Source organism: Streptomyces eurocidicus (assembly GCF_002891295.1).
Taxonomy (GTDB): Bacteria; Actinomycetota; Actinomycetes; order Streptomycetales; family Streptomycetaceae; genus Streptomyces; species Streptomyces eurocidicus.
Genome location: NZ_LGUI01000013.1, coordinates 217,598 through 241,958, shown reverse-complemented (window position 1 = coordinate 241,958; position 24,361 = coordinate 217,598). Strand labels below are relative to the sequence as shown.

General features: G+C 73.9%; 19 protein-coding genes, 6 tRNA genes and 1 pseudogene. 16 read left to right on the top strand and 10 right to left on the bottom strand.

Annotation, left to right across the window (positions count from 1 at the left end; translation table 11 throughout):
- Positions 1-73: 73 nt before the first annotated feature.
- Positions 74-901 carry an alpha/beta fold hydrolase gene (locus AF335_RS31815; RefSeq protein WP_102921879.1) on the top strand — a complete coding sequence of 276 codons (828 nt, stop codon included), beginning with the start codon at positions 74-76 and terminating at the stop codon, positions 899-901.
- Positions 902-941: 40 nt separating this feature from the next.
- Here AF335_RS31815 and AF335_RS31810 read toward each other — a convergent pair whose 3' ends face one another.
- Entirely contained in the window at positions 942-1,619 is a 678-nt protein-coding gene (locus tag AF335_RS31810) for a lysophospholipid acyltransferase family protein (RefSeq protein WP_102921878.1), read from the bottom strand.
- 226 nt (positions 1,620-1,845) lie between these two features.
- On the opposite strand from AF335_RS31810, the gene AF335_RS31805 reads away from it, so the two are divergent.
- The 3 genes from AF335_RS31805 to AF335_RS31795 all read left to right on the top strand — a co-directional run bounded on the left by AF335_RS31805 (position 1,846) and on the right by AF335_RS31795 (position 4,263).
- Positions 1,846-3,018: a glycerophosphodiester phosphodiesterase gene (locus AF335_RS31805; protein ID WP_102921877.1), complete on the top strand. Its 1,173-nt coding sequence runs from the start codon at positions 1,846-1,848 to the stop codon at positions 3,016-3,018.
- Between the two features lie 129 nt (positions 3,019-3,147).
- Entirely contained in the window at positions 3,148-3,678 is a 531-nt protein-coding gene (locus tag AF335_RS31800; protein ID WP_102921938.1) for a sigma-70 RNA polymerase sigma factor region 4 domain-containing protein, read from the top strand.
- An 81-nt stretch (positions 3,679-3,759) separates the two neighbouring features.
- Positions 3,760-4,263, top strand: a complete 504-nt coding sequence (locus AF335_RS31795; RefSeq protein ID WP_102921876.1) for a GNAT family N-acetyltransferase — start codon at positions 3,760-3,762, stop codon at positions 4,261-4,263.
- Between the two features lie 11 nt (positions 4,264-4,274).
- On the opposite strand, the gene AF335_RS31790 is transcribed toward AF335_RS31795, so the two are convergent.
- Together AF335_RS31790 and AF335_RS31785 are read right to left on the bottom strand one after the other, a co-directional pair.
- Positions 4,275-4,703, bottom strand: a complete 429-nt coding sequence (locus AF335_RS31790) for a hypothetical protein (RefSeq protein WP_244927217.1) — start codon at positions 4,701-4,703, stop codon at positions 4,275-4,277.
- A 2-nt stretch (positions 4,704-4,705) separates the two neighbouring features.
- The gene (locus AF335_RS31785) at positions 4,706-5,065 is read right to left on the bottom strand and encodes a hypothetical protein (protein WP_102921875.1); all 360 of its coding nucleotides are present in this window, start codon (positions 5,063-5,065) and stop codon (positions 4,706-4,708) included.
- 603 nt (positions 5,066-5,668) lie between these two features.
- Between AF335_RS31785 and AF335_RS31780 the strand changes: the two genes are divergently transcribed.
- From AF335_RS31780 to AF335_RS31745, 8 genes are all read left to right on the top strand, one after another.
- Positions 5,669-6,721 carry a methionine ABC transporter ATP-binding protein gene (locus AF335_RS31780; protein ID WP_244927216.1) on the top strand — a complete coding sequence of 351 codons (1,053 nt, stop codon included), beginning with the start codon at positions 5,669-5,671 and terminating at the stop codon, positions 6,719-6,721.
- Positions 6,718-7,491, top strand: a complete 774-nt coding sequence (locus tag AF335_RS31775; RefSeq protein WP_102921873.1) for a methionine ABC transporter permease — start codon at positions 6,718-6,720, stop codon at positions 7,489-7,491. The genes AF335_RS31780 and AF335_RS31775 overlap by 4 nt, the downstream gene beginning before the upstream one ends.
- Before the next feature lie 92 nt (positions 7,492-7,583).
- Complete coding sequence (locus tag AF335_RS31770; protein WP_102921936.1) at positions 7,584-8,444, top strand: MetQ/NlpA family ABC transporter substrate-binding protein; 861 nt, start codon at positions 7,584-7,586, stop codon at positions 8,442-8,444.
- Positions 8,445-8,645: 201 nt separating this feature from the next.
- Positions 8,646-9,287 carry a GNAT family N-acetyltransferase gene (locus AF335_RS31765; protein ID WP_102921872.1) on the top strand — a complete coding sequence of 214 codons (642 nt, stop codon included), beginning with the start codon at positions 8,646-8,648 and terminating at the stop codon, positions 9,285-9,287.
- A 108-nt stretch (positions 9,288-9,395) separates the two neighbouring features.
- The gene (gene cbiE / locus AF335_RS31760) at positions 9,396-10,661 is read left to right on the top strand and encodes a precorrin-6y C5,15-methyltransferase (decarboxylating) subunit CbiE (protein WP_102921871.1); all 1,266 of its coding nucleotides are present in this window, start codon (positions 9,396-9,398) and stop codon (positions 10,659-10,661) included.
- A 218-nt stretch (positions 10,662-10,879) separates the two neighbouring features.
- The gene (gene cobT, locus AF335_RS31755; protein ID WP_102921870.1) at positions 10,880-15,064 is read left to right on the top strand and encodes a nicotinate-nucleotide--dimethylbenzimidazole phosphoribosyltransferase; all 4,185 of its coding nucleotides are present in this window, start codon (positions 10,880-10,882) and stop codon (positions 15,062-15,064) included.
- Between the two features lie 642 nt (positions 15,065-15,706).
- Complete coding sequence (gene cobA / locus AF335_RS31750; RefSeq protein WP_102921869.1) at positions 15,707-16,936, top strand: uroporphyrinogen-III C-methyltransferase; 1,230 nt, start codon at positions 15,707-15,709, stop codon at positions 16,934-16,936.
- A gap of 84 nt (positions 16,937-17,020) precedes the next feature.
- Positions 17,021-17,839 (top strand): TrmH family RNA methyltransferase, encoded by an 819-nt coding sequence (locus AF335_RS31745; protein WP_102921868.1) that lies wholly within the window; start codon positions 17,021-17,023, stop codon positions 17,837-17,839.
- Positions 17,840-18,288: 449 nt separating this feature from the next.
- Here the strand turns inward: AF335_RS31745 and AF335_RS31740 are convergent.
- Positions 18,289-19,682 (bottom strand): annotated as a pseudogene (locus AF335_RS31740) (serine/threonine-protein kinase).
- 704 nt (positions 19,683-20,386) lie between these two features.
- On the opposite strand from AF335_RS31740, the gene AF335_RS31735 reads away from it, so the two are divergent.
- Positions 20,387-20,590: a hypothetical protein gene (locus AF335_RS31735; RefSeq protein WP_102921867.1), complete on the top strand. Its 204-nt coding sequence runs from the start codon at positions 20,387-20,389 to the stop codon at positions 20,588-20,590.
- Positions 20,591-20,869: 279 nt separating this feature from the next.
- On the opposite strand, the gene AF335_RS31730 is transcribed toward AF335_RS31735, so the two are convergent.
- The 6 genes from AF335_RS31730 to AF335_RS31705 form a co-directional block, all read right to left on the bottom strand.
- A tRNA-Val gene (locus AF335_RS31730) sits at positions 20,870-20,941 on the bottom strand.
- Positions 20,942-20,964: 23 nt separating this feature from the next.
- Positions 20,965-21,036: transfer RNA gene (locus AF335_RS31725), tRNA-Val, on the bottom strand.
- Between the two features lie 12 nt (positions 21,037-21,048).
- Positions 21,049-21,120 (bottom strand) — tRNA-Val (locus tag AF335_RS31720).
- A gap of 20 nt (positions 21,121-21,140) precedes the next feature.
- Positions 21,141-21,215 (bottom strand) — tRNA-Val (locus tag AF335_RS31715).
- A gap of 1 nt (position 21,216) precedes the next feature.
- Positions 21,217-21,290 (bottom strand) — tRNA-Cys (locus AF335_RS31710).
- A gap of 34 nt (positions 21,291-21,324) precedes the next feature.
- Positions 21,325-21,397, bottom strand: a tRNA-Gly gene (locus AF335_RS31705).
- A 199-nt stretch (positions 21,398-21,596) separates the two neighbouring features.
- Between AF335_RS31705 and AF335_RS31700 the strand changes: the two genes are divergently transcribed.
- The 3 genes from AF335_RS31700 to AF335_RS31690 are packed head-to-tail and all read left to right on the top strand — an operon-like array spanning position 21,597 to position 24,350.
- Positions 21,597-22,646, top strand: coding sequence for a chorismate-binding protein (locus tag AF335_RS31700; RefSeq protein WP_102921866.1), 1,050 nt, complete (start codon positions 21,597-21,599; stop codon positions 22,644-22,646).
- Positions 22,643-23,464 (top strand): aminotransferase class IV, encoded by an 822-nt coding sequence (locus AF335_RS31695; RefSeq protein WP_102921865.1) that lies wholly within the window; start codon positions 22,643-22,645, stop codon positions 23,462-23,464. The genes AF335_RS31700 and AF335_RS31695 overlap by 4 nt, the downstream gene beginning before the upstream one ends.
- 40 nt (positions 23,465-23,504) lie before the next feature.
- Positions 23,505-24,350, top strand: a complete 846-nt coding sequence (locus tag AF335_RS31690; protein ID WP_102921864.1) for a GNAT family N-acetyltransferase — start codon at positions 23,505-23,507, stop codon at positions 24,348-24,350.
- Positions 24,351-24,361 lie beyond the last annotated feature (11 nt).

Genomic DNA, 24,361 nt, shown 5'->3' with positions numbered 1-24,361 from the left:
CGATCTCGACCACTGGTCGACATTGTCGAACACGGGTCGGACGACGAAGTCCGCGTTCAAAGGAATCCCCCACATGCGTATGCGCAAGACCGTCAGGTTCCTGCTCGCCGCCGCGGCCACCGCCGCCCTGGGCCTCACCGGCTTCGCGGCCCCCGCCTCCGCCTCGGTCCTCGACATCCCGCCGCGCGGGGCCAACGACTGGTCCTGCAAGCCCGACTCGGCGCACCCGCAGCCCGTCGTGCTGGTCAACGGCACCTTCAAGCTGATGGCCGAGAACTGGGCGAAGCTCTCGCCCAAGCTCAAGGAGGCGGGCTACTGCGTCTTCGCCTTCAACTACGGCAACATGGAGACCGCTCCGATCCCGCAGGCCGCGGCGGAGCTCAGTGACTTCGTCGAGGCCGTACGGGGCGCGACGGGCGCCGCGAAGGTCGACCTCGTCGGCCACAGCCAGGGCGGCATGCTGCCGCGCTACTACGTGAAGTTCCTCGGCGGCGCGGACAAGGTCGACGACCTCGTCGGCATCGTCCCGTCCAACCACGGCACCAAGAACCCGCTCGCCATCCCGGCCGGCTGGACCTTCTGCCCGTCCTGCGTCGACCAGCAGTGGGACTCGCCGCTGATGCGCAAGCTCAACGCGGGCGAGGAGACCCCGGCGGGCCCGGACTACACGGTCATCACCACCCGCCACGACGAGGTCGTGATCCCGTACACCAGCGCGCTGCTCACCGGCCCCAAGGAGCACCTCACCAACATCGTGCTCCAGGACAAGTGCCCGCTGGACCTCTACATGCACGACCAGGCCACCAAGGACCCGGTCGTCGCCCAGTGGGTGCTCGACGCCCTGGCGCACGAAGGCCCGGCCGACCCGGGCTTCCAGCCCCAGTGCGTCGGCCGGGCCTGAGAACCCGGGAGGGAGTGCGGTGTGCGGGAGGGGCGGGCCGTCAGGCGGCCTTCGTCTCCCGCGCCTTGGTGGCGTACATGTCCACGTACTCCTGCCCCGACAGGCTCATGACCTCGCTCATCACCTCGTCGGTGACGGCGCGCAGCACATAGCGGTCGCGGTCCATGCCCTCGTAGCGGGCGAAGTCCAGCGGCTCGCCGAAGCGCACCGTCACCGGGGAGATGCGCAGCTTGCCCTTGCCGCCCGGCTGGACCTTGTCCATCCCGAGCATGGCGAACGGGACCACCGGCGCGCCGGTCATCAGCGTCAGCCGGGCGATGCCGGTCCGGCCGCGGTAGAGCCGGCCGTCGGGGGAGCGGGTGCCCTCGGGGTAGATCCCGAAGACATTGCCCTCGTCCAGCACCCGGCGGCCGGTCATCAGCGCCGCGACACCGCCGCGGCCGCCGTCGCGGTCCACCGGGATCATGCCGGAGCTGCCGAAGAACCAGGCCATCAGCCGGCCCTTGAGGCCCTTGCCCGTGACGTACTCGTCCTTGCCGATGAAGAACACCTGACGCTTGACGACCAGCGCGAGGAACAGCGAGTCGACGAACGTCACATGGCTGCCGGCCAGGATCACCGGACCCGTCCCCGGGATGTGCTCCGCGCCCTCGACCTTCGGGCGGTACAGGACGCGCATGAGCAATCCGAGAATCGCCTTGAGCAAGATGCGGGACAACGGGCCCTCCGGTCGTGGTGGTCGTGCGGCGCATGCCTGCGCAGGGGGAGACCATACTCGCCGGTACCGGTGGCGCGCACACCGGGTTTATGCAGTGATACGGAGTGTTGACGTGAGTTTGCACCCCGTTTGACCTTCGTCCTCCCATCGGAAAGTCGCACGTGTCTACGATCGGCGCGGCTTGAATGTGCCGGACAGGCACCACACGCACAACGAGGAGTGTTTTATGGAGCAGGGACAGCGGCCGGGCAGGCGCAGCCTTCTGGGGGCCGCGGCGGCTCTCGGCGCGGGGGCGGTCGTCCTCGGCGGCGGCGCGGGCCAGGCGTCGGCCGCCCAGCGCGGGCAGGGGAACGGCGGCCACGGTGACTCGGGCTCGTACAAGGACCTGCCGGTCCCGACCGTCGTCGGCCACCGCGGCGCCAGCGGCTACCGCCCCGAGCACACCCTCGGCTCCTACCAGTTCGCCCTCGACAACGGCGCGGACGTCATCGAGCAGGACCTCGTGCCCACCAAGGACGGCCACCTCGTCTGCCGTCACGAGAACGACATCACCGGCACCACCGATGTCGCCTCGCGCCCGGAGTTCGCCTCCCGCAAGACCACCAAGACCGTCGACGGCGAGGCCCACACCGGCTGGTTCACCGAGGACTTCACCCTGGCCGAGCTGCGGACGCTCCGGGCCAAGGAGCGCATCCCCGGCACCCGCGGCCACAACACCCTCTATGACGGCCGCTGGCAGGTGCCCACCTTCGAAGAGGTCCTGAAGTGGGCCGACGAGCAGGGCCGCAAGCGCGGCCGCCGGGTCTGGCTGCACATAGAGACCAAGCACCCCACGTACTTCCGCAAGGCGGGCCTCGGCCTGGAGGAGCGTCTCGCCAAGCTGCTGCGCCGCTACGGCCGCTCGGGCCGGAACTCCCACACCTTCCTGCAGTCCTTCGAGCCCAGCAGCCTCCAGCGGCTGAACCGGCTGGGCGTCGACTGCCCCAAGGTGCTCCTGCTGGACGACCTCACGACGCGGCCCTGGGACTTCACCGAGGCCAAGGACCCGCGGACGGTCGCCGACCTGATCACGCCCAAGGGCCTGAAGTGGATCTCCGGCTTCGCCCAGGGCATCGGCCCGTGGCTGAACCTGATCATCCCCCGGGACAAGAACGACCGGCTCACCAAGCCCACCACGCTGGTGCGGGACTCCCACGCCGCCGGGCTGATCGTGCACCCCTACACCATGCGCAACGAGAACAGCTTCCTGCCGGCGGACTTCCGGCGCGGCACCGACCCCAACGCCTACGGTGACGTCTTCGGCGCGTTCAAGACGTACTTCGCCACCGGTATCGACGGGATCTTCTCGGACAACTGCGACACGGCGGCGCTCGCCCGCGCCGACTTCGTCAAGCGCTGACCCTCCGGGGCGCCGGGTGAGGTGACCGCGGGCGATCCCGCCGGTCACCTCACCGGGTCACCTCACCCGTAGGGGTGGTAACCCGGTGTCGCCGAAACCGGCCGGGCCGGGGTGTACGTCCCGACCCGCATGACACCGAACGATCTTCTGACCTCGCTCCGGCCGCTGCTGGCCGCCGAATGCGCGGCGGAGGCGCCGGCCGCGGGCGTCGAGGCCGCCGACCTCGAACAGGCCGTCTGGGTGCGGGTGCTGAGCGAGCGCCGCCCGCAGTGCGGCCGCCCGGCCGCGCCCGCCGCCCGGTTACGCGCGGCGGTACGGGCCGAGGCCCGCTCCGCCCGCCGCCGGGCGCGCCGCGAGGTGCCGTACGACCCCACCCGCTCCGAACCCTCCGGCGGCCCGGAGTCGGGGGTCGAGCACGCGGTACTGGCCGCCGAGGAGGGCCGGGCGCTGCGCGCGGCCGTACGCCGGCTGCCCGGCCGCTGCCCCCGGCTGCTGAGTGCGCTGCTTTCCCGCCACGACCCGACCTACCGGGAAATCGCAGGCGAGTTGGGAATGTCACAAGGATCTTTGGGGCCGGTGCGTTCCCGTTGCCTTGGTTGCTTGCGCAGAATGCTCACGGCGGAGGTTGCGGCTCCTGGACGTTGGGGAAAGGAGCGGTAGACGACCGGCGCCCGGAGGCGACGCGCACCCGCGCCGGCTCCTGTCAGGGCGGACCGAACCGAAAAGGGGAGGCGTGCGCACATGGGCATGAGCGTGACCCTCGCTGCGGCGACCGAGGACGACGCCGAGCGGATCCTCAAACTCCAGTACCTCTGCTTCCAGGAAGAGGCCGAGCTCTACGGCGACTACTCCCTCGAACCCCTCACCCAGAGCCTCGCCGCCCTGCGCGCGGAGCTCGCCGAGGGCCTGGTGCTCGTCGCCCGGCTGGGCGAGGAGGTCGTCGGCTCGGCGCGCGGCACGGTCGGCGAGGACGGCACGGCCGTGATCTCCGGGCTGATGGTGCACCCGCGGCTGCAACGGCACGGCCTGGGCGGACGGCTGCTCGCGGCCATAGAGGAGCGGCTGGCCGCGGAGCGGTCGGCGGACCGCTACCGGCTGGCGACCGGACACCGCAACGAGCGGACGCTACGGCTGTACCGGGGCTGGGGGTACGAGCGGGTGGCGGTGGAGCGGGTCACGGGGAAGCGGTCCGTGGTGACGCTGGAGAAGGTGGCGGTGCCGGTGAAGGAGCCGGTGCGGGTCTAGGCGGGCGCCGGTCAGGCGGGCTCGGCCACGACACCCCGCCGCAGCCACATCATCGCGGTCACCGGCAGGATCACCGGAATGAAGAGGTACCCCATCCCGTAGTCGGACCAGACCGTCGCGTCGGGGAAGGCCGACGGCGCGACGAGGGTCCAGGTGCCGACCACGAGGACCCCGGCCAGCTCGGCGGCGCAGCACACCAGCGCCGCCTTGCGGGCGGCGGGGCCGCCGCGCACCAGGGAGTAGGTGATGAAGGCGTACACCACGGCGGCGACCGCCGAGAGGACGTACGCCAGCGGGGCCCGGCCGAAGTCCATGATCATCTGGACGATCGAGCGGGACGCCGCGGCCACGGTGAACACACCGTAGAGCCAGACCAGCAGCCGGCCCGGCCCCTGGCCGAGGTCGAAGCCGGGCTTCTCGTCCGTGCGGGATCCGGACACGGTCAGCCTCCCCAGATGTCGTAGAGCCGTACTTCGAGCACGGCCAGGATGACGGCGCCCGCCGCCACGGTGGCCGAGCCCCAGCGGGTCCGCTCCGCGAGCGACATAAAGCCGGCGGCCGGGACGGCCGCCGCCGAGCCCAGCAGATAGGCCACGAAGATCGCGGTGCCCTGGCCGGGCCGGTCGCCGCCGCCGAGCCGGACGACGCCGACCACGAGCTGGACCAGGGCCAGCACGGACACCACGGCCATGCCGATGAAGTGCCAGTCCTTGGTCGGCTGGTCGCGCGAGAAGGCGAAACCGCACCAGGCGGCCAGCGCGAGGGCGGTCACTCCGACCGCGAGCGTCAGCGCGTCGATCACCGTGGCCCCCGCGCGGCGTGGGCGTGCGGATGGGGCTTGACAAGCATGGGACGACTTTAATGGCCCCGGGGTCCCGCCCCGCGCGCGGCCCCGGCGCGGGCGCGCGCGGGGCGTGGCCTTGGCCACAGCGAGGCCGGGTCCGGGCGGCCGGCCGGCGCCCTCCGGGACGCGTTCCCGCAGGCCGGAACGGTGCGTCGAGAGCAGCGGAGCCGGGCGCCCGCTGTCCACAGCGTGATCAAGTATGTCCGCTATTCGGACAGGCTTGGCCGAGCCGCACATCAGTCTGTTTTACTTTCCCGCATGACCACGACGAGCACCCGCACTCTTGCGACCGAGGCGATGACGACGCCCGGTGCTGCTCGTCGCATGTGTCGAATGTGTGACCGCTGAGGGCCCCCGTTCCGTGCCTCGCGCCCCGAAGCGAGACCCGTAGAGCCCCCGCCACCGGTCCCCACCGGACCGGACGGGTCGCTCCGCCGCCGCGTCACCCCTGACCCCGAGAAGCCGCGCCACGCGCCGCCGGGGGCCACCGATGCCGCGTTCCGCAATGCATGCCCGTGCCGGCACCCCACCGCCGCGCACTCGACAGTGACGGAAACCCCTGTGATCACCACTACGGGCCTGACAAAGGTCTACCGCTCACGCGGCCGCGAGGTCACCGCCCTCGACGGCGTCGACCTCCATGTGCGTGAGGGCGAGGTGTACGGCGTCGTCGGCCAGAGCGGCGCCGGCAAGTCGACCCTCATCCGCTGCGTCAACCTCCTGGAGCGCCCGAGCTCCGGCACGGTCACCGTGAACGGCCAGGACCTCACGGCCCTCGCCGGACGCGGCACCCGCGCCAACGCGGCGCTGCGCAAGGCCCGCAGCCACATCGGCATGGTCTTCCAGCACTTCAACCTGCTGTCCTCGCGCACCGTGCAGGCCAACGTCGAACTGCCGCTGGAGATCCTCGGCGTCTCCGGCAAGGAGCGCGAGCGCAAGGCGCTCGAACTCCTGGACCTCGTCGGCCTCGCCGACAAGGCCAAGGCGTACCCCGCCCAGCTCTCCGGCGGCCAGAAGCAGCGCGTGGGCATCGCCCGCGCCCTGGCCGGCGACCCCAAGGTGCTGCTCTCCGACGAGTCGACGTCCGCGCTCGACCCGGAGACCACCCGCTCCATCCTCCAGCTGCTGCGCGACCTCAACCAGCAGCTCGGCCTGACCGTCCTCCTCATCACCCACGAGATGGACGTCGTCAAGACCATCTGCGACTCCGCGGCCCTCATGAAGGGCGGCCGCGTCGTGGAGTCCGGCACCGTCTCCGAGCTGCTCGCCACCCCGGGCTCCGAGCTCGCCGCCGAGCTCTTCCCGGTCGGCGGCGAGCCCTCCGGCCCGGACCGCACCGTCGTGGACGTCACCTTCCACGGCGAGGCCGCGACCCAGCCCGTCATCTCGCAGCTGTCGCGCACCTACAACATCGACATCTCCATCCTGGGCGCCGCGATGGACACCGTCGCCGGCAAGCAGATCGGCCGCATGCGCATCGAGCTGCCCGGCCGCTTCGAGGAGAACGTCGTACCCATCGGCTTCCTGCGCGAGCAGGGTCTCCAGGTCGACGTCGCCGACGTCGCGTGTCCGGCGCCCGCGGACGCCGCGCTCCTCAAGGAAGGTGCCAAGTGAGCTGGGAAACGATGCAGCCGCTGCTGTACAACAACTCGCTCGACACCCTGTTCATGGTGTGGTGGGCGACCTTCTACGCGGTCGTCGTCGGCGTACCGCTGGGCCTCCTGCTGATCCTCACCGACCGCGGCGGACTCCTCCAGAACGTCGTGGTGAACAAGGTCGTCGGCGCGATCGTGAACATCGGCCGCTCCTTCCCCTTCCTCATCCTGATGGTGGTGCTGATCCCCTTCACGCGCTTCCTCGTCGGCACCTCCATCGGCCCCTCGGGCGCCGTCGTCCCGCTCGCCATCGCCTCCATACCCTTCTTCGCCCGCCTGGTGGAGGCCGCGGTGCGCGAGGTGGACCACGGACTGGTCGAGGCCGTCCAGTCGATGGGCGGCGGCACCTGGACCGTCGTGTTCAAGGTGCTCCTGCCGCAGGCGCTCCCCGCCCTCGTCGCGGCCGTCACCACCACCGTCATCACCCTGATCGGCTACTCCGCGATCGCCGGCGCGGTCGGCGGCGGCGGTCTCGGCAACCTCGCCTACACCTACGGCTTCCAGCAGTACGAGACCCGGCTGATGGTCGTCACCGTCGTCCTGCTGATCGTCCTGGTCACCATCGTCCAGCTCGCCGGCGACCTGATCGTCAAGCGGCTCGCCGGCCGCGGCAGCCGCTCCACCGCTCCGGTGCGCGTCGGCCTGCGCCGCGCCCGCACCCCCCAAGCCTCCGAGGCCCCGGCCCCGGCGACCGAGGAACCGGCCACGGCCCTGACCAAGGTCACCTGAGGTCCCCGGACCTCACCACCTCACGAGCCCGGACCCTTTGCCGGGCGCACCACCTCGCGTGAACTCGTGTGAACAAGAAAGAGGCACTCTTCGTGCGCAACATCATCAAGATCTCCGCCGCCGTCGCGGCCGCCGCCGCCCTCACCCTCGGCGCCACGGCCTGCAGCGCCCCCTCCGACACCTCCTCCTCCGGCAACAACAAGGACGACGCGAGCTCCCCGCTCGTCGTCGCCGCGAGCCCCACCCCGCACGGCACCATCCTCAACTTCGTCAAGGAGAAGCTGGCGGCGAAGGAGGGCCTGAAGCTGGAGGTGAAGGAGCTCAACGACTACACCCTGCCGAACCAGCTCACGGACAAGGGCGAGGTCGGCGCCAACTTCTTCCAGCACAAGCCCTTCCTCGACGAGTTCAACAAGAAGAACGGCACGCACATCGTGCCCGTCGTGAACGTCGCGATCGAGCCCCTCGGCCTCTACTCCAAGAAGCTGAAGAAGCTCTCCGACCTGAAGTCCGGCGACACCGTCGCCATCCCGAACGACCCCTCCAACCAGGGCCGCGCGCTGAAGCTGCTCGCCGACAACGGCGTCATCGCCCTCAAGGCCGGCGCCGGCGCCACCGCCAAGCTCGCCGACGTCGAGGACAAGAAGGGCCTCAAGCTCACCGAGCTGGAGGCGCCGCAGATCGCCCCCCGCCTCGCCGACGTCGACGCCGCGATCATCAACGGCAACTTCGCCATCGGCGCCAAGCTCAAGCCCTCCGAGGACGCCCTCGCCCTGGAGAAGGCCGACGGCAACCCCTACGCCAACTTCCTCGCCGTGAAGCAGGGCAACGAGGACGACGAGCGCGTGAAGAAGCTCGCCAAGCTCCTCAACTCCGACGAGGTCAAGAAGTTCATCGAGGACAAGTACAAGGACGGCTCCGTCATCCCGGCCTTCGGCCCGGTCAAGAGCTGACGCCCCGGACGGGCCGGCTCCGGCCCGTCCGGCCGTACGGGCACGGGCCCCGCCCCCGCGACATGCGGGCGCGGGGCCCATGCGCTTGGCGCACCCGCGCGCCGATGCTGCATGCTGGTGCACTCAAGGGCCGGGAACCTTTCGCCAGGACCCCGTCCAGACCCGTCCCGAGCACCACCCGCCCCGGCGTTGGAGCAGCACATGACATCCACCTTCCCGGACATCTCCATCAGTACGGACCGGCTGGTGCTGCGCCCGTTCGAGGCGGAGGACATCCCCGCCCTCGCGGAGATGATGGGCGACGAGCTCGTCACCGCCTGGACCCCCGCACCGCACCCCTACACCACCGCGCACGCCCGCGACTGGGCCCTGCGCGAGGCCCCCGCCGAGCGCACCCAGGGGCGCGGAATCGTCTTTGCGGTCACCGAGTTCCTCACCCACCGCCTCGTCGGCTGCGTACACCTGCACCACACCGACTGGCGCACCCTCTCCGCCGAGATCGGCTACGTCGTCGCCCCCTGGGCCCGCGGCGAGGGCTATGCCTGCGAATCCGTCCTCGCCGTCGCCGAATGGCTCTTCCGCGACCAGCGCTTCGAACGCCTCGAACTGCGCACCGCCGCCGACAACACCGCCTCCCAGCAGGTCGCCCAGAAGATCGGCTGCATCAGCGAGGGCGTCCTGCGGAACGCCTGGATAGCGCGCAGCCGCACCGAGGACGGCGGCTGGACCGAGATCCGCACCGACCTCATCGTCTGGAGCCTGCTCCCCGAGGACCTCGACGAGGCGCTCGAACAGCACACCGGCGGAACCGACTACGCCGGAGCCTTCCCCGACTGGCGCTGACCCGCCGCGCCCCGCGCCCACCCGCCGGCCCGCACCGGCCGGGGTAGTCTCAGCCTGCCCGTACCCACCGAGGGCACGACCCGCGACAAGCCCAGGAGAATGACGACGATGGCCGACCGGGTCACGGTGATCGGGTGGGACGGCTCACCGCTGACGGACGCGGCCCGCTCCGCCCTCGCCGCCGCCACCCTCGTGGCCGGCGCGGCCCACCACCTGGCACTCCCCGAGATCCCGCCCACCGCCGAGCGGATCAGGCTCGGCAGCCTCGACCTCGCCGCCCGCCGCATCGCCGGCCACCGTGGCTCAACCGTGGTCCTCGCGGACGGCGACCCCGGCTTCTTCGGCGTCGTACGGGCCCTGCGCGCGCCCCAGCACGGCCTGGAGGTCGAGGTGGTGCCCGCGGTCTCCGCCGTCGCCACCGCCTTCGCCCGCGCCGGCATGCCCTGGGACGACGCCCAGGTCGTCGCCGCCCACAGCCGCGACCTGCGCCGCGCCGTCAACGTCTGCCGCGCCCACACCAAGGTCGCCGTCCTCACCGCGCCCGGCGCCGGCCCCGCCGAACTGGCCCTCCTCCTCGGCCCCGTCCACCGCACCTTCGTCATCTGCGAGGAGCTGGGCACCGAGCGGGAACAGGTCACCGTCCTCACCTCCGACAAGGTCGCCGACCACAGCTGGCGCGACCCCAACGTCGTCATCGTCATCGGCGGCGCGGGCACCGGCGCCGGCCCGGGCGGCGGACAGCCCGCCGCCCAGGGCCGGGGCACCGTCCGCACCCGGACCGGCGGCGGCTGGATCGCCGGCCGCGACCCCGGCTACCCGCCCGCCGTCCGCGGCTGGGCCCTGCCCGCCGACGCCTACGGCGGCGGGCTCGGCGAGGGCGAGTCCGCCGAGCTGAGGGCCGCTCAACTGGCCCGCCTCGGCCCGCGCGTGGGCGACCTCGTCTGGGACATCGGCGCGGGCGTCGGCGCCGCCGCCGTGGAAGCGGCCCGCTTCGGCGCCGCCGTCATCGCCGTCGACCGCGACGCCGACGCCTGCGCGCGCACCACCGCCGTGGCCCGCCGCTACGGCGTACAGCTCCAGGTCGTCCACGGCACCGCGCCGCTGGTCCTGGAGGACCTCCCCGAGCCCGACGTGGTCCGCGTCGGCGGCGGCGGCGCGCCCGTCGTCGCCGCGTGCGCGGCCCGCCGCCCCGAGCGGATCGTCGCCCACGCGGCCACCCGTGACGAAGCGGAAGCCATCGGCCGGGCGCTCGCCGAAGGCGGCTACGCCGTCGAGTGCGCGCTGTTCCAGGCGGTGGAGCTGGACACCGCCGCCTGGACCGAGCGCGAGCGGTCCGTGGCCTTCCTGCTGAGCGGGCGCCTCACCCACCTGTGACCTTGCTCCGCCGGGCGGGGGGTAGGCTGGCGGATCGTTGTACCGCCCCTCGGTGTCCGACACCACAGTCGTCAATGTCCCGAACGCACCCTCCTCTTGGCGGGAGCACGGCAAGGTAGGGGCGGGCGACGTGCAACGTGCCGCAAGGCACGGACGCTCGTTCTTGACTATGGGCGTGAGCGGTTGGAAGGAGCACTACCGATGGGCGAGGGGTACGCATGACCGACACCGGCCAGTTCCCGGGCGAGGGACAGCCGGAGAACGCAGGCGCGCTGCCCGGCCACCCGTTCCCCACGGACGCCGTAGCCCCTGCCGATCCCGGCGCCCCGGCCGCTTACACCTTCCACGACCACGTGGAGGGCGGCGAAGCGGACGGTGCCGAAGAGGACGACCTGCTGCTGATGCCGGGCGCCCAGGGCGCCTGGATGGAACAGCCGCCCGTCCAGGGCGGTACGCACGAGACGGGCGGCCGTGACACGGCGTCCGTCGACTACGGCGACGTCCGGACGCCCCCGCAGGCCCCGCCCGCGGCCCCCCGGCGCCCGCTGCACATGGGCCCGCCCGTGCCGGACCCCTCCGGCGGCGTCGTCCGCTCCCTGGCCGACCGCGGCCCCGCGGCCCCGCACCCGGCCCCCGGCACGCCCGTACAGCCCGTGGCCCCGGTTCCGGGCCCCGAGTACCTCGACACCGTCCCCGGCGCCCCCGGGGCACCGGACGGGTCCGGGGTGCCGCGCCTCGGCGAGGTCCCGCAGCAGCAGCCGGGCACCTGGGACGCCCAGCCCCAGCAGGCCCCGACGGCACCGCGGGCGGCCGCCCCGGCGCCGGTCGCCGAGCCCGCCCCCGACCACACCGCCGGGTACGCGGCCGACCCCGCCGTGGCGTTCGTACCGCCGCAGGCCGTGGCGGCCGACCGGGACACGGCGCAGCCGATAGTCGCCGAGGCACCCGTGGCACAGCCCACCGCCCCCGTGGTCCCGGAGCCGGTCGCCGTGGCGGCCGCCCCGCAGACCGCGCCGGTGGAGCAGGCCCCGGCGGTCGACGCGCCGGCGGAGGCCGTCGCGGCCCCGGCCGGGGCGGCACCCGCTGCCGAAGCCGTTCAGGCCGTCGTCCCGGCGCCGGAGGCGCCCCCGGTCGCGGACCAGCCCGTCATGGAGGCCCGGCCTCTTGCCGAGGCCCCGGCCGCCGTCGAGGTCCCGGCCGTTCCCGAAGCGCAGGCCGTTCCCGTGGCGCAGGCCGTTCCCGGGACCCCGGTCGTGGCACAGCCCCAGGCGCCCGCAGAGGTGAGCGCGCCGGCCGACGCCGCGCAGACTGTTCCCGCGCCGGTGGCCGAGCAGAGCGCGCCCGTGGCGGGCGTCGCCCCGGTCGAGCAGCCCCAGGTCGTCACGGCTCCGGTGGCCGAAGCCGTGGTGCGGCCCACCGTGGTCGCCGATGTGCCCCAGGCCGTGGCCGATCCGGTGGCCGACGCCACCCCGCAGGCGCAGCCCGCCGGAGGAGAGCAGTCCGCGCCGGCGGTGGAGGTCCCCGTGCGGGAGACCGCCGTCGTGACCGGTGCGCCCGTGCCGTCCATCGCCGTCGCGGCGCCGCAGGCACAGCCCGTCGAACAGCGAGCCGATATGACGCAGCAGCAGGTCGCCGTGGCTCCGGCCGGGCCCGTCGCGGCCCCGGCGGCCGAGCAGGCGCCCGTCGCCGACGCGCCGCCCGTGGCCGTGGCTCAGGCCGCGCCGGTGGCCCCGGTGGCCGTCGCCGCCCAGGTCGAGACCCCGGCGGCCGAGGTCGCGCAGCAGCCGGTGATCCCGGCCGGGACACCCGTCGAGGCCGCCCCGGCGGCTGTGGGGACGGCGGCCCCGGAGCAGCCCACGGCGGCGGCCCCGGCCGACGCACCGCAGCAGCTCATGGAGGCCGCACCGGTCGCGCGGCCCGACGTGGTCGCGCCGGTCGCCGTCCAGGCCCCGGCCGACACCGCACCGCAGGAGGCCCCGGCCGCGCCGGCCGAGGCCGCGGCGCCGGTGGCCGAACCCGCTGTCGTGGAGCCTGCCGTCATGGAACCCGCTGTCGCGGAGCCCGCCGTCGTGGAGCCCGCTGTCGTCGGGCCCGCGCCGGTGGCCGAGGCCCCGGAGCAGCAGCCCGCCGCCGAAGCGGTGGTCGCCGCTCCGGCCGAGCCTCAGGCGGCGGACGTCCCGGAGCAGCCCGCTCCGGCCGATGCCCCGGCCGCCGACGCCCCGGTACAGGAACCGCTCCCCGAGGCCGTGGCGCCCGCCACGGCCCCCGAGGCGGCAGAGCCGGTCGAGCCGGTCGTGGAAGCGGCGGCTCCGGAGGAGCCCACCGTCCCGGCCGAGGCCCCTGCCGGGCCCGCACTCCAGATCTCCGACGACCTGTCACAGGAGCAGCCCCCCGTGGCCGGTACGCCCGTGAGCACCCCGGCGGAAGCGGCCCCCGTGGCGGAGCCCGTCACCGAGGCCCCGGTGGAGCCCACGCCCGTGACTCCCGACGCCGTGTCACAGGAGCAGCCGCCGACGGTGGTCGAGGCGCTCGCCGAGACCGATCCGGCGACGCCGCCCGCGCCCGCCGCCGAAGAGACCGCACAGGACACGGAGCCCTCGGCCGAGCTGCCGGAGCAGGCCGAACCCATGGAGCTCGCGGAGCCCGCGGAGCCCGCGGAGCCGGCCGGACCGGCCGCGGTCGGGTACGGCGACGCCGAGCGCGACGCCGTGCACCGGGTGATGCGCGAGCGCCGGGACATCCGCAAGGGTTTCCGCCGCGACCCCATCCCGCACGAGGTGCTGCTGCGCGTCCTGGAGGCCGCGCACACCGCGCCGAGCGTCGGGCACTCGCAGCCCTGGGACTTCGTCGTCATCCGGTCCGCCGAGACCCGGCAGACGATGCACGAGCTGGCCGCCAGGCAGCGCGACGCGTACGCGAAGTCGCTGCCCAAGGGGCGGGCGAAGCAGTTCAAGGAAATGAAGATCGAGGCGATCCTCGACACCCCCGTCAACATCGTCGTCACCGCCGACCCCACCCGCGGCGGCCGCCACACCCTCGGCCGGCACACCCAGCCGCAGATGGCCCCGTACTCCTCCGCCCTCGCGGTCGAGAACCTCTGGCTCGCCGCCCGCGCCGAGGGCCTCGGCGTCGGCTGGGTGAGCTTCTTCGACGAGCGCGAGATGGTCCGCGAGCTCGGCCTGCCCGAGCACCTGGAGGTCGTCGCCTACCTCTGCGTCGGCTACGTCGACGAGTTCCCGGACGAGCCCGAGCTGATGCAGGCCGGCTGGTCCAAGCGCCGGCCGCTGTCGTGGGTCGTGCACGAGGAGGAGTACGGCCGCCGCGCGCTGCCCGGCGAGGAGCCGCACGACCTGCTCTCCGAGACCCTGCGCGGCATCCGCCCGCTCGACGCCAAGGCGCTGGGCGAGGCGTGGGACCGCCAGAAGCGGATGACCAAGCCGTCCGGGGCCCTCGGCATGCTGGAGATCATCTCCGCGCAGCTGTGCGGTCTGTCGCGCAAGTGCCCGCCGCCCATCCCCGAGCCCGCCGCCGTGGCGATCTTCGCGGGGGACCACGGCGTGCACGCCCAGGGCGTCACCGCGTGGCCGCAGGAGGTCACCTCGCAGATGGTGGCCAACTTCCTGGGCGGCGGCGCCGTGTGCAACGCCTTCGCCGCACAGGTCGGCGCCGAGGTCTGCGTCGTGGACGTGGGCGTCGCGAGCGAGCTGCCGAGCACGCCCGGCCTGCTCCCGCGCAAGATCCGCCCGGGTACGAGCGACATCACCGCGGGCCCGGCGATGACGCGCGAAGAGGCGCTGCGCGCCGTCGAGGTGGGCATCGAAACCGCCCGCGACCTGGTCGCGGCGGGCAACAAGGCCCTGCTCACGGGCGAGATGGGCATCGCGAACACCACGGTGTCCGCCGCGCTCGTCGCCGTCTACACCGAGACGGACCCGGCGGAGATCACCGGCCGTGGCACCGGCATCAACGACGAGATGCACGCTCGGAAGATCGATGTCGTCCGGCGGGCCCTGGAGCTGCACCAGCCGGACCCGAAGGACCCGATCGGCGTCCTCGCGGCGATCGGCGGCCTGGAGCACGCGGCCCTCGTCGGCCTGATCCTCGGCGGCGCGTCGCTGCGCACGCCGGTGATCCTCGACGGGGTGAGCGCGGGCGCCGCGGCACTGGTGGCGCGGGCCATCGCCCCCGAGGCGCTGGCAGCCTGCATCGCGGGCCACCGCAGCGCCGAACCGGGCCATGTCGCCGCCCTCACGAAGCTGGGCCTCCGCCCGCTGGTCGACCTCGACCTGCGCCTGGGCGAGGGCACGGGCGCGCTGCTGGCACTGCCGATCGTGCAGAGCGCGGCGCGGGCGATGCACGAGGTGGCGACGTTCGACTCGGCGGGAGTGACGGAGAAGGGCTGACGCGCAGTCGCCTGCGGGAGCGTGGGGCCGGGATCTGTGCGGCCGCCGGTCCTGCCGTCGGCTCCCGGCCGCGGGTCGTCGGCGCGGACTGTGGCCCCGTGGGGGCCGGGGCCTGCGTCGGGCCGCTCCGGGGTGTCGCGGGGCTGCTTCGCTTTACGCCCCGCGACACCCCGGAGCGGCCCGTCTCCGGCTCTCTCCGCTGCGCCCTGTGTGCCGGGGGCGCGTCCCCAAGCCCGTACGTGTGCGGCTGGTTGGTCGCCTCGCTGGATGCCGGCGAGGCGACCGCCGATGCGCGCCCGGTCCGTGGCGCCGGGGGCGTGCGCCCGTCCTGTCGACGGGGTGGTGCCCGCCCGCGGAGGGGCAGCGGAGACCGGGGCGCGGGCAGAGCACTCTTCGGGTCCGTGTCCTTCGAGCTCCGTCGGGCCGGTGGGGCCCACCGGCCGGAGGGGGCGGGGCGGGACGGGCCCTGGGAGGGGCGTGAAGCATGATTTGCGGCGGCTTTGGGGGCTCGCTCGGCTGATGACCTCACCCGCCGTAAATCGTGCAGCCCCGGAAGGGCCCGTCCCGCCCCGCCCCCGACCCGCCCGCGCACCGTAGGGTGTCCCCACCAGCGCATTCGCCCACGAGGAGACCCGCACCCCCATGGCCGAGCACACCGAAGCCGCCGCCTACCCCGTCGGACTGCGCCTCGCCGGGCGCCGCGTCGTCGTGCTGGGCGCCGGCCAGGTCGCCCAGCGCCGCCTGCCCGCGCTGCTCGCGGCCGGGGCGGACGTACTGCTGATCTCTCCCTCCGCCACCCCCTCCGTCGAGGCGATGGCCGAAGCCGGCGAGCTGCGCTGGGAGCGCCGCCGCTACCGCGACGGGGACCTCGCCGACGCCTGGTACGCCCTGATCTCCACCGACGACCCCGACGCCAACCGCGCCGCCTCCGCCGAGGCCGAGGCCCACCGCGTCTGGGCCGTCCGCAGCGACGACGCCACCGCGGCCTCCGCCTGGACCCCGGCGACCGGCCGCGTCGAAGGCGTCACCGTCGCCGTGCTCACCGGCTCCGATCCCCGCCGCTCCGCCGCCCTCCGCGACGCCGTCGTCGAGGGCCTGCGCGACGGCTCCCTCACCGCACCGCACCACCGCGCCCGCGGCAAGGGCGTCTCCCTCGTCGGCGGCGGCCCCGGCGACCCCGACCTCATCACCGTGCGCGGCCGCCGGCTGCTCGCCGAGGCCGATGTCGTGATCGCCGACCGGCTGGGCCCCCGCGACCTGCTCGACGAACTCCCGCCGCACGTCGAGGTCATCGACGCGGCGAAGATCCCGTACGGCCGGTACATGGCCCAGGAGGCCATCAACGCGGCCCTGATCGAGCACGCCAAGGCCGGCAAGGCCGTCGTCCGGCTCAAGGGCGGTGACCCGTACGTCTTCGGCCGCGGCATGGAGGAGGTCCAGGCCCTCGCCGAGCACGGCATCCCGTGCACCGTGGTGCCCGGCATCTCCAGCACCATCAGCGTGCCCGGCGCGGCCGGGATCCCCGTCACCCACCGGGGCGTGTCCCACGAATTCACCGTCGTCAGCGGCCACGTCGCGCCCGACGACCCGCGGTCGCTGGTCGACTGGGAGGCCGTCGCCCGGATGCGCGGCACGCTCGTCCTGCTGATGTCGGTCGAGAACAGCGGGGCCATCGCCGCCGAGCTGATCCGCCACGGCCGCTCGGCCGGCACACCCGTGGCCGTGATCCAGGAAGGCACCACCGCCGCCCAGCGGCGCGTCGACGCGACGCTCGCCACCCTCGGCGAGCGGGTCGTGGCCGAGGGCATACGCCCCCCGGCCGTCATCGTGATCGGCGACGTCGTCACGGTGGGCCCGGCCACCGGCCGCTGAGAACACCCGCACCGCACACGGCAAGACCCGAACCCCACGCCGCCGGCACGACCCGCACCACACCGAGGACGACGAGAACCCAGCATGGCCGAGCTCATCACCATCGACGACCCCGACGACCCGCGCCTGCGCGACTACACCGGCCTGACCGACGTCGAGCTGCGCCGCCGCCGCGAACCCGCCGAGGGGCTCTTCATCGCCGAGGGCGAGAAGGTCATCCGCCGGGCCCGCCAGGCCGGCTACGAGATGCGCTCCATGCTGCTGTCGGCCAAGTGGGTGGACACCATGCGCGACGTCATCGACGAGGTCCCCGCACCGGTCTACGCGGTCAGCCCGGAGCTCGCCGAACAGGTGACGGGCTATCACGTCCACCGCGGCGCCCTGGCCTCCATGCAGCGCAAGCCGCTCCCGGAACCCGCCGAGCTGCTCCGCGGCGCCCGGCGCGTGGCCGTGATGGAGAAGGTCAACGACCACACCAACATCGGGGCGATCTTCCGCAGTGCGGCGGCCCTGGGCATGGACGCGGTCCTGCTCTCGCCGGACTGCGCCGACCCGCTCTACCGGCGGTCCGTGAAGGTGTCCATGGGCGCGGTGTTCTCGGTGCCCTACGCGCGCCTGGAGACCTGGCCCCGCGACCTGGAGACCGTCCGTGAGGCGGGCTTCCGGATCCTTGCCCTCACCCCGGCCGAGCAGGCGCTGTCCCTCGACGACGTCGCCCCGCACCGGCTGGAGCGGGTCGCCCTCATGCTCGGAGCGGAGGGCGAGGGACTGTCGGCACGGGCGCTGCGGGCGGCGGACGACTGGGTGCGGATCCCGATGGCGCACGGGGTGGACTCGCTGAACGTGGGCGCGGCGGCGGCCGTGGCGTTCTACGCGGTGGCGACGGGCCGCCCGACGGCCTGAACGCGCCGTACGGGGCGGGGTGGCCCCTTGGGCTGAACGTCCGACGTACGGGCCAGGCCCGCTGACCCGGCCCGTCGGACTGGGCAACCCGTACCGGAACAGGCCCGCTGACCTGGTCCCTTGGGCGAGCGCCCTGACGCGCAGAGCCAGGCCCCGGTGACTCCGGCCCACCGGGCTGCACCCCGTACGGGGCCAGGCTCGGTGCCCCGGCCCCTGGAACCGAGCGCCCTGCACGGGGCCGGCCCCGGTGGCCCGGCAGCCCCTCGGACCGAGTGCCCCGTACGGGGCCAGGCCCGGTGACCCGGCCCCTAGGACCGAGCGCCCTGCACGGGGCCGGCCCCGGTGGCCCGGCAGCCCCTCGGACCGAGCACCCCGCACGGGGCCAGGCCCGCTGACCCGGCCCCTAGGACCGGGCACCCCGCACAGGGCCGGACCCTGTGCCCCGGCCCCTAGGAGTCCAGGGGCACTGCGGATCCCAGACGCATCGCGGAGCCCATGGGCACCGACGAACCCCCGGCCCCCACGGACCCCGTAGAGCCCTCCGTCTCCACGGACACCACCGGCACCCGGGAAACCTCCCCCGCACTGTGCTCCGGCCCCTGACACCCCTGGGCCACCGCGATCCCCAGCGCCACCAGCAGCGTCACCACCACGAACACCGTCAGCCGCTGCCGCAGCAGCCGCCGGTCCGGTCCGGGCCGGCGCGCCCCCGAGCCCGTACGCGCGCCCGGGCGCGCCTTGCCCCGGGCCGCGCCACCGGCGGCGGCTCCGCCGCGCGCCGCGCCGCCACGGGCGGGACCGCCCGGGCGCCGGGCGCCGGGCGGCCGGCCCGTGGCGGGCGCTGGGCCGGCGGCCGGGCCTGGTCGGGATGGCGGCCCGTGGCGGGGGCCTGCGGGCGAGGGGCGGGAGCCTGGAGGGTGCGCCGCTCGGTGCGCTGCTCCGCGTACTGCGCGGCGCGCTGCCCCGAGGGGCGGTCCGGCTGCCGGGCCACCGGGGGTCGGCTGTCCGGCAGGCCGTGCGCCTCGCGGGCCGCGATCTCCTTCAGGCGCAGGGACAGCTGGAGCGTGCTCGGCCGCTCCTCCGGGTCCTTGGCCAGACAGGCGTGCACCAGCGGCGCCAACGCGTCCGGCACGGCCATGAGCTGAGGCTCCTCGTGCACGACGCGGTAGAGCATGACCTCCGAACTGCCCTGGCCGAACGGCGAGTCCGCCATCGAGGCGTACGCGAGGGTCGCGCCCAGCGCGAAGACGTCCGTCGCGGGCGTGACGGCCGCGCCGCGCACCTGTTCGGGCGCGAGGAAGCCGGGGGAGCCGACCGCCGTGCCGACGTGGGTCAGGGTGCTCGCGCCGGTCGCCCAGGCGATGCCGAAGTCGATGATCCGGGGGCCCTTGGGGGACAGCAGGATGTTCGAAGGCTTGAGGTCGCGGTGCACGACCCCCGCGTCGTGCACCGCGAGCAGGCCCTCGGCCAACGCGGCCCCGATGGACGCGGTCTGAGCCGCCGACAGCGGCCCCTCCTCGTTCACCTTGTCGTGCAGCGAGGGGCCCGGTACGTACTGGGTCGCGAACCAGGGGCGGTCCGCGTCGAGGTCGGCGGCCACCAGCCGCGCCGTACAGCCGCCGCGGATGCGCCGGGCCGCGGAGACCTCACGCGCGAAGCGCGAACGGAACTCCTGGTCCTCGGCCAGGTCCGGCCGGATCACCTTGAGCGCCACCCGCTGCCCGCGCCGGTCGGAGCCGAGGTACACCACGCCCATGCCGCCCGCGCCGAGCCGGCGGTGGAGCCGGAACGAGCCGACGACTCGCGGGTCCTCGCGCCGGAGCCGCATCATCGCCATGTTCATCCCCGCTGCCCGGTCCGTCTGACGTGGCCCAGCTTACGGATTGACGGGCGGGCGCGCTGATAGGCCGCGCATGCGTCGGCCACCGGTTTGCGGGCGCCCGCGCGAAACCGTGACGGCCGGGTGCGGGGCGCCGGTTGCCGGCCGCCCGGGGACCGCCGAGGGGTCAAGACGGCTTAGTGGAAGGGAGGTTGGGCGTGGGGAAGGCGTCCGGAGGCCGTCGGTGCGGGAGCCGGGAGGGGCGGATGAGGCGGGTGAAGCGGTGGGGGAGAGGGCCGGGGGGATGGGGATGATCTTGATGTGCGGGGGAGCGGCGGAAGTGAGCGAAGTCACCCGGGGCGCCGGAAGCGCGCGGAGTGAGAGCTTCCGGGGCGACCCTTCCGGGAAGACCCGGGGGTACCGGCCGGTCGTCTCCAACCAGAGGAGTAGCCGCCCCGTACCCGCTCATCCTCGGGGAGGCCCGCGAGCGGTACGCACGCATGACGACCGGCCCGGCACCCCGCCCCTAATGTGGGGGAAGAGCGGCGGGTGGAGTACTCGTCCCCCGAGGTCAGACACCCGTCGCTCCCCGGCACGCCGGGGCGCGACAGGCGCCGCGGGCGGACGGGAGCGACGACCACGACATCAGATGACGAGCACGAGGGGCCCGGCGAGCGTGCCGGGTGCCGACCGGCGCCGACGGGGCGGGAAGGGCGAGGAGAGGGACGATGGCGGATATCGCGGGGCGCACGGTGAGGGCGCGTGGCCGCCGGGCGGCGGACGCCTTCGGCGCGCGGCCTTCCGGTACGCGCCACCCGCTCGTCGCGGCCGCCATGGTGCTGCCCCTCGCGGCGTTCCTCGCCGTGCTCTTCGGCGGCTGGGACGCCGTCGTCATCCAAGCGTCGTCCGTAGCCGGAATGCTGGGGCGCTGAGAGGCGCCCCGGGCCCGGGAGAGCGGCCCGGGCCGGGGACAGTCCCGGTGATCAACCCCGTGGGGACGGGGGTACGGCGGACGGCACGACGGGCCGGGTACCTGGGGAGGTACCCGGCCCGTCGCGCGTCCGGAGCCGGACGGGGAACGCGGCACGCACGGAGAACACGGACACCCGCGCGGGGAACACCGACACCGCGCGGGGAACACCGACACAAGGAATACGGCACGCAAAAGGCGGAGGGCCGGAGCTCATGGCTCCGGCCCTCCGCCGATCATGTGCGCGATACTGGGATTGAACCAGTGACCTCTTCCGTGTCAGGGAAGCGCTCTCCCGCTGAGCTAATCGCGCGGGGAGATCCGTGAGGATCTCGGTGGACGATACTGGGATTGAACCAGTGACCTCTTCCGTGTCAGGGAAGCGCTCTCCCGCTGAGCTAATCGTCCGGGTGTGCAGCGTGCGCGATACTGGGATTGAACCAGTGACCTCTTCCGTGTCAGGGAAGCGCTCTCCCGCTGAGCTAATCGCGCGGGAAGGTCCGTGAGAACCTTGGTGGACGATACTGGGATTGAACCAGTGACCTCTTCCGTGTCAGGGAAGCGCTCTCCCGCTGAGCTAATCGTCCTTGGAGGTGGAGACGGGATTTGAACCCGTGTAGACGGCTTTGCAGGCCGTTGCCTCGCCTCTCGGCCACTCCACCAGGAGTGAGGGGTTCGGGAAGATCCCCTACAGCGAGCGGACGACGAGACTCGAACTCGCGACATCCACCTTGGCAAGGTGGTGCTCTACCAACTGAGCTACGTCCGCAGTGTCTGCCCGGTTCGCTTCCGCGTCCCGGCGACGTGTTGAACTCTAGCGGATTCCAGCGCCAGCTCAAATTCCGTTTCCGCAGCGTGCTGCCGTGATTGTCCGTCCCGGCCGCATCACCCGCCCCAGCCATAGACTCGATGACGTGCGCAAGACCCCTCCGACGTTCCCCCCGACGTCCCCTCCGACGCTCCCGCCGATGGCCCGCTTCGGCGGCCTTCTCGCCACCGACCTGCGCGATGTCACCCGTGATCCGGCGGCCCTGGACTCCACGGGCTGGTGGGCCGTGGTCGCGGACTTCGAGGGACGGCTGGTCTGCGCCCGCTTCGGCGACGTCCGCCCCGCGCCTGCCCCCACCGTCGTCCCCGGCCGCTGGCACGGCCCCGCCCGCGAGGACTGGACCAGCTCCCTGGACCGGGACGCCTACACCGCGGGCGTACGGCGCATACGCGAGCACATCGCGGCCGGCGAGGTCTATCAGGCCAACCTCTGCCGCGTCCTCGGCGCACCTCTGCCCCCCACCGGCACCGGCGCCCCCGCCGACATCGACGCCCTCACCGCCCTGCTGGCCCGCGGCAACCCCGCCCCCTACGCGGGCACCGTCCGCCTCCCCGCGCACGGTGTGGAGGTCGCCACCGCCTCGCCCGAGCTCTATCTGCGCCGCACCGGCCGCATCGTCGAGTCCGGACCGATCAAGGGCACCGGCCGCACCGAGGCGGACCTGCTGGAGAAGGACCACGCCGAGAACGTCATGATCGTGGACCTGGTCCGCAACGACCTCGGGCGTGTCTGCGCCACCGGCTCCGTGACCGTCCCCGCGCTCTGCGCGGTCGAACCCCACCCCGGCCTCGTCCACCTCGTCTCCACCGTGCGCGGCGAACTCGCGCCCGGCGCCGGCTGGGCGGAGCTCTTCGCCGGCACCTTCCCGCCCGGCTCCGTCACCGGCGCCCCCAAGGCCAGCGCCCTGGAGATCATCGGCGCCCTGGAGACCGCGCCCCGCGGCCCGTACTGCGGCGGCGTCGGCTGGGTCGACGCCGACCGCGGCACCGGGGAACTGGCGGTCGGCATCCGCACCTTCTGGATCGACCGCGCGGCCGGCCCCGCGCCCGTCCTGCGCTTCGGCACCGGCGCCGGGATCACCTGGGGCTCCGACCCCGAACGCGAGTGGGCCGAGACGGAGCTCAAGGCGGCCCGGCTGCTCGCGATAGCGTCGGGCACACATCAGCCCCTCGAAGGGACGAAACGGTGAAGATCTGGCTCAACGGCTCGCTCCGCCACCCCGACAGCGCCCGGGTCTCGGTCCTCGACCACGGGCTGACCGTCGGCGACGGCATCTTCGAGACCCTCAAGGCCGAGCGCGGCAGGCCCTTCGCGCTCACCCGCCACCTCACCCGGCTGACCACCTCGGCCCGGGGCCTCGGCCTGCCCGAACCCGACCTCGACGAGGTGCGCCGGGCCTGCGCCGCCGTCCTCGACGCCAACCCCGTCCCACTCGGCCGCCTGCGCATCACCTACACCGGCGGCCTCTCCTCGCTGGGCTCCGAACGCGGCACCGGCGGCCCCACCCTCTGCGTCGCCCTCGCCCCGGCCGACCGCAGCCCCGACACCACGGACGTCATCACCGTCCCCTGGACCCGCAACGAACACGGCGCCCTCGCCGGCCTCAAGTCCACCTCCTACGGCGAGAACGTCGTCGCCCTCGCCCGCGCCCGCGCGCACGGGGCCACCGAGGCGCTCCTCGCCAACACCACCGGCGCCCTCTGCGAAGGCACCGCCTCCAACGTCTTCGTGGTCCTCGGCGGCGAGCTGCACACCCCACCGCTCACCTCCGGCTGCCTCCCCGGCATCACCCGCGCCCTCGTGATCGAGTGGACCGGCGCCAAGGAGACCGCCCTGCCCATGGACGTCCTCGACCGCGCCGAGGAGATCTTCCTGACCTCGTCCCTGCGCGACGTCCAGGCCGTCCACCGCCTCGACGGGCGCGAACTGCCCGCCGCGCCCGGCCCGGTGACCGCCAAGGCCATGCGGATCTTCGACGAGCAGTCGACGGCGGACCTCGATCCGTAAAGCGCGTGACGCGCGGCCGCGTGACAGGTACAACACGAGGGTGACCACCACCCTGCGCCCCACCGCGCCCGAACAGCGCACACCCGACGGCGGCCGGGCCCGCTCGTACGAGGTCTGCGTCAACAGCAGGCCCGTCGGCAGGATCGACCTCGCCACGGACGCGCGCTTCGGCGCCGGCGTCGGCCGGATCACCCACCTCCGGATCGACCCGCGCGACCGGCACCGCGGCCGGGGCACCGTCGCCGCGCTGGCCGCCGAGGAGGTCCTGCGCGGCTGGGGATGCGGCCGCGTCGAGATCTCCGTCGGCGCGGCGGCGGAAGTGGCCCTGGGCCTGGCCGGCGCCCTCGGCTACGTCGAGCGCAACCGCAACATGGCCAAGACGCTGACGGCCGCCCCCCGGCTGCCCGAGGGCACCGAGGGGCGGCCGATGACCACCGCCGAGTTCACCACCTGGGAGCGGCTCGCCAGGGAGGCGTACGCACAGGACTGGATCAGCCGGGGGGTCCCGCCCGAGCAGGCCCACGCCAAGGCCGAGGCCGACCACCGCAGCGCCCTGCCCGACGGCCTGACCACGCCCGGAGCGGTGCTGAGCGTTCTCACCCACCGGGGAGAGCCCGTCGGCACCCTCTGGGTCACCCTGCGCACCCCCTCGGACCACGCGCCCGGGGACCCGGGCGCGTACGTCTACGACGTCGAGGTCGCCGAGGCACGCCGCGGCCACGGCCACGGGCGCGCGCTGATGCTGCTGGCCGAGGGCCAGGCGCTGGCGGCGGGGGAGACCCTGCTGGGCCTCAACGTCTTCGCGGGCAACACCCCGGCCCTGCGGCTGTACGAGTCGCTGGGCTACCGGCCGACGCGGTTCCACCTGTACAAGGCGCTGCTCTGACCGGCGGCCCC

Coding starts and splice junctions, on each gene's coding strand:
- AF335_RS31735 (WP_102921867.1), top strand. CDS start 20,387: ATGGCGGATATCGCGGGGCGCACGGTGAGGGCGCGTGGCCGCCGGGCG.
- AF335_RS31700 (WP_102921866.1), top strand. CDS start 21,597: ATGGCCCGCTTCGGCGGCCTTCTCGCCACCGACCTGCGCGATGTCACC.
- AF335_RS31805 (WP_102921877.1), top strand. CDS start 1,846: ATGGAGCAGGGACAGCGGCCGGGCAGGCGCAGCCTTCTGGGGGCCGCG.
- cobA (WP_102921869.1), top strand. CDS start 15,707: ATGGCCGAGCACACCGAAGCCGCCGCCTACCCCGTCGGACTGCGCCTC.
- AF335_RS31815 (WP_102921879.1), top strand. CDS start 74: ATGCGTATGCGCAAGACCGTCAGGTTCCTGCTCGCCGCCGCGGCCACC.
- AF335_RS31800 (WP_102921938.1), top strand. CDS start 3,148: ATGACACCGAACGATCTTCTGACCTCGCTCCGGCCGCTGCTGGCCGCC.
- AF335_RS31745 (WP_102921868.1), top strand. CDS start 17,021: ATGGCCGAGCTCATCACCATCGACGACCCCGACGACCCGCGCCTGCGC.
- cobT (WP_102921870.1), top strand. CDS start 10,880: ATGACCGACACCGGCCAGTTCCCGGGCGAGGGACAGCCGGAGAACGCA.
- AF335_RS31765 (WP_102921872.1), top strand. CDS start 8,646: ATGACATCCACCTTCCCGGACATCTCCATCAGTACGGACCGGCTGGTG.
- cbiE (WP_102921871.1), top strand. CDS start 9,396: ATGGCCGACCGGGTCACGGTGATCGGGTGGGACGGCTCACCGCTGACG.
- AF335_RS31795 (WP_102921876.1), top strand. CDS start 3,760: ATGGGCATGAGCGTGACCCTCGCTGCGGCGACCGAGGACGACGCCGAG.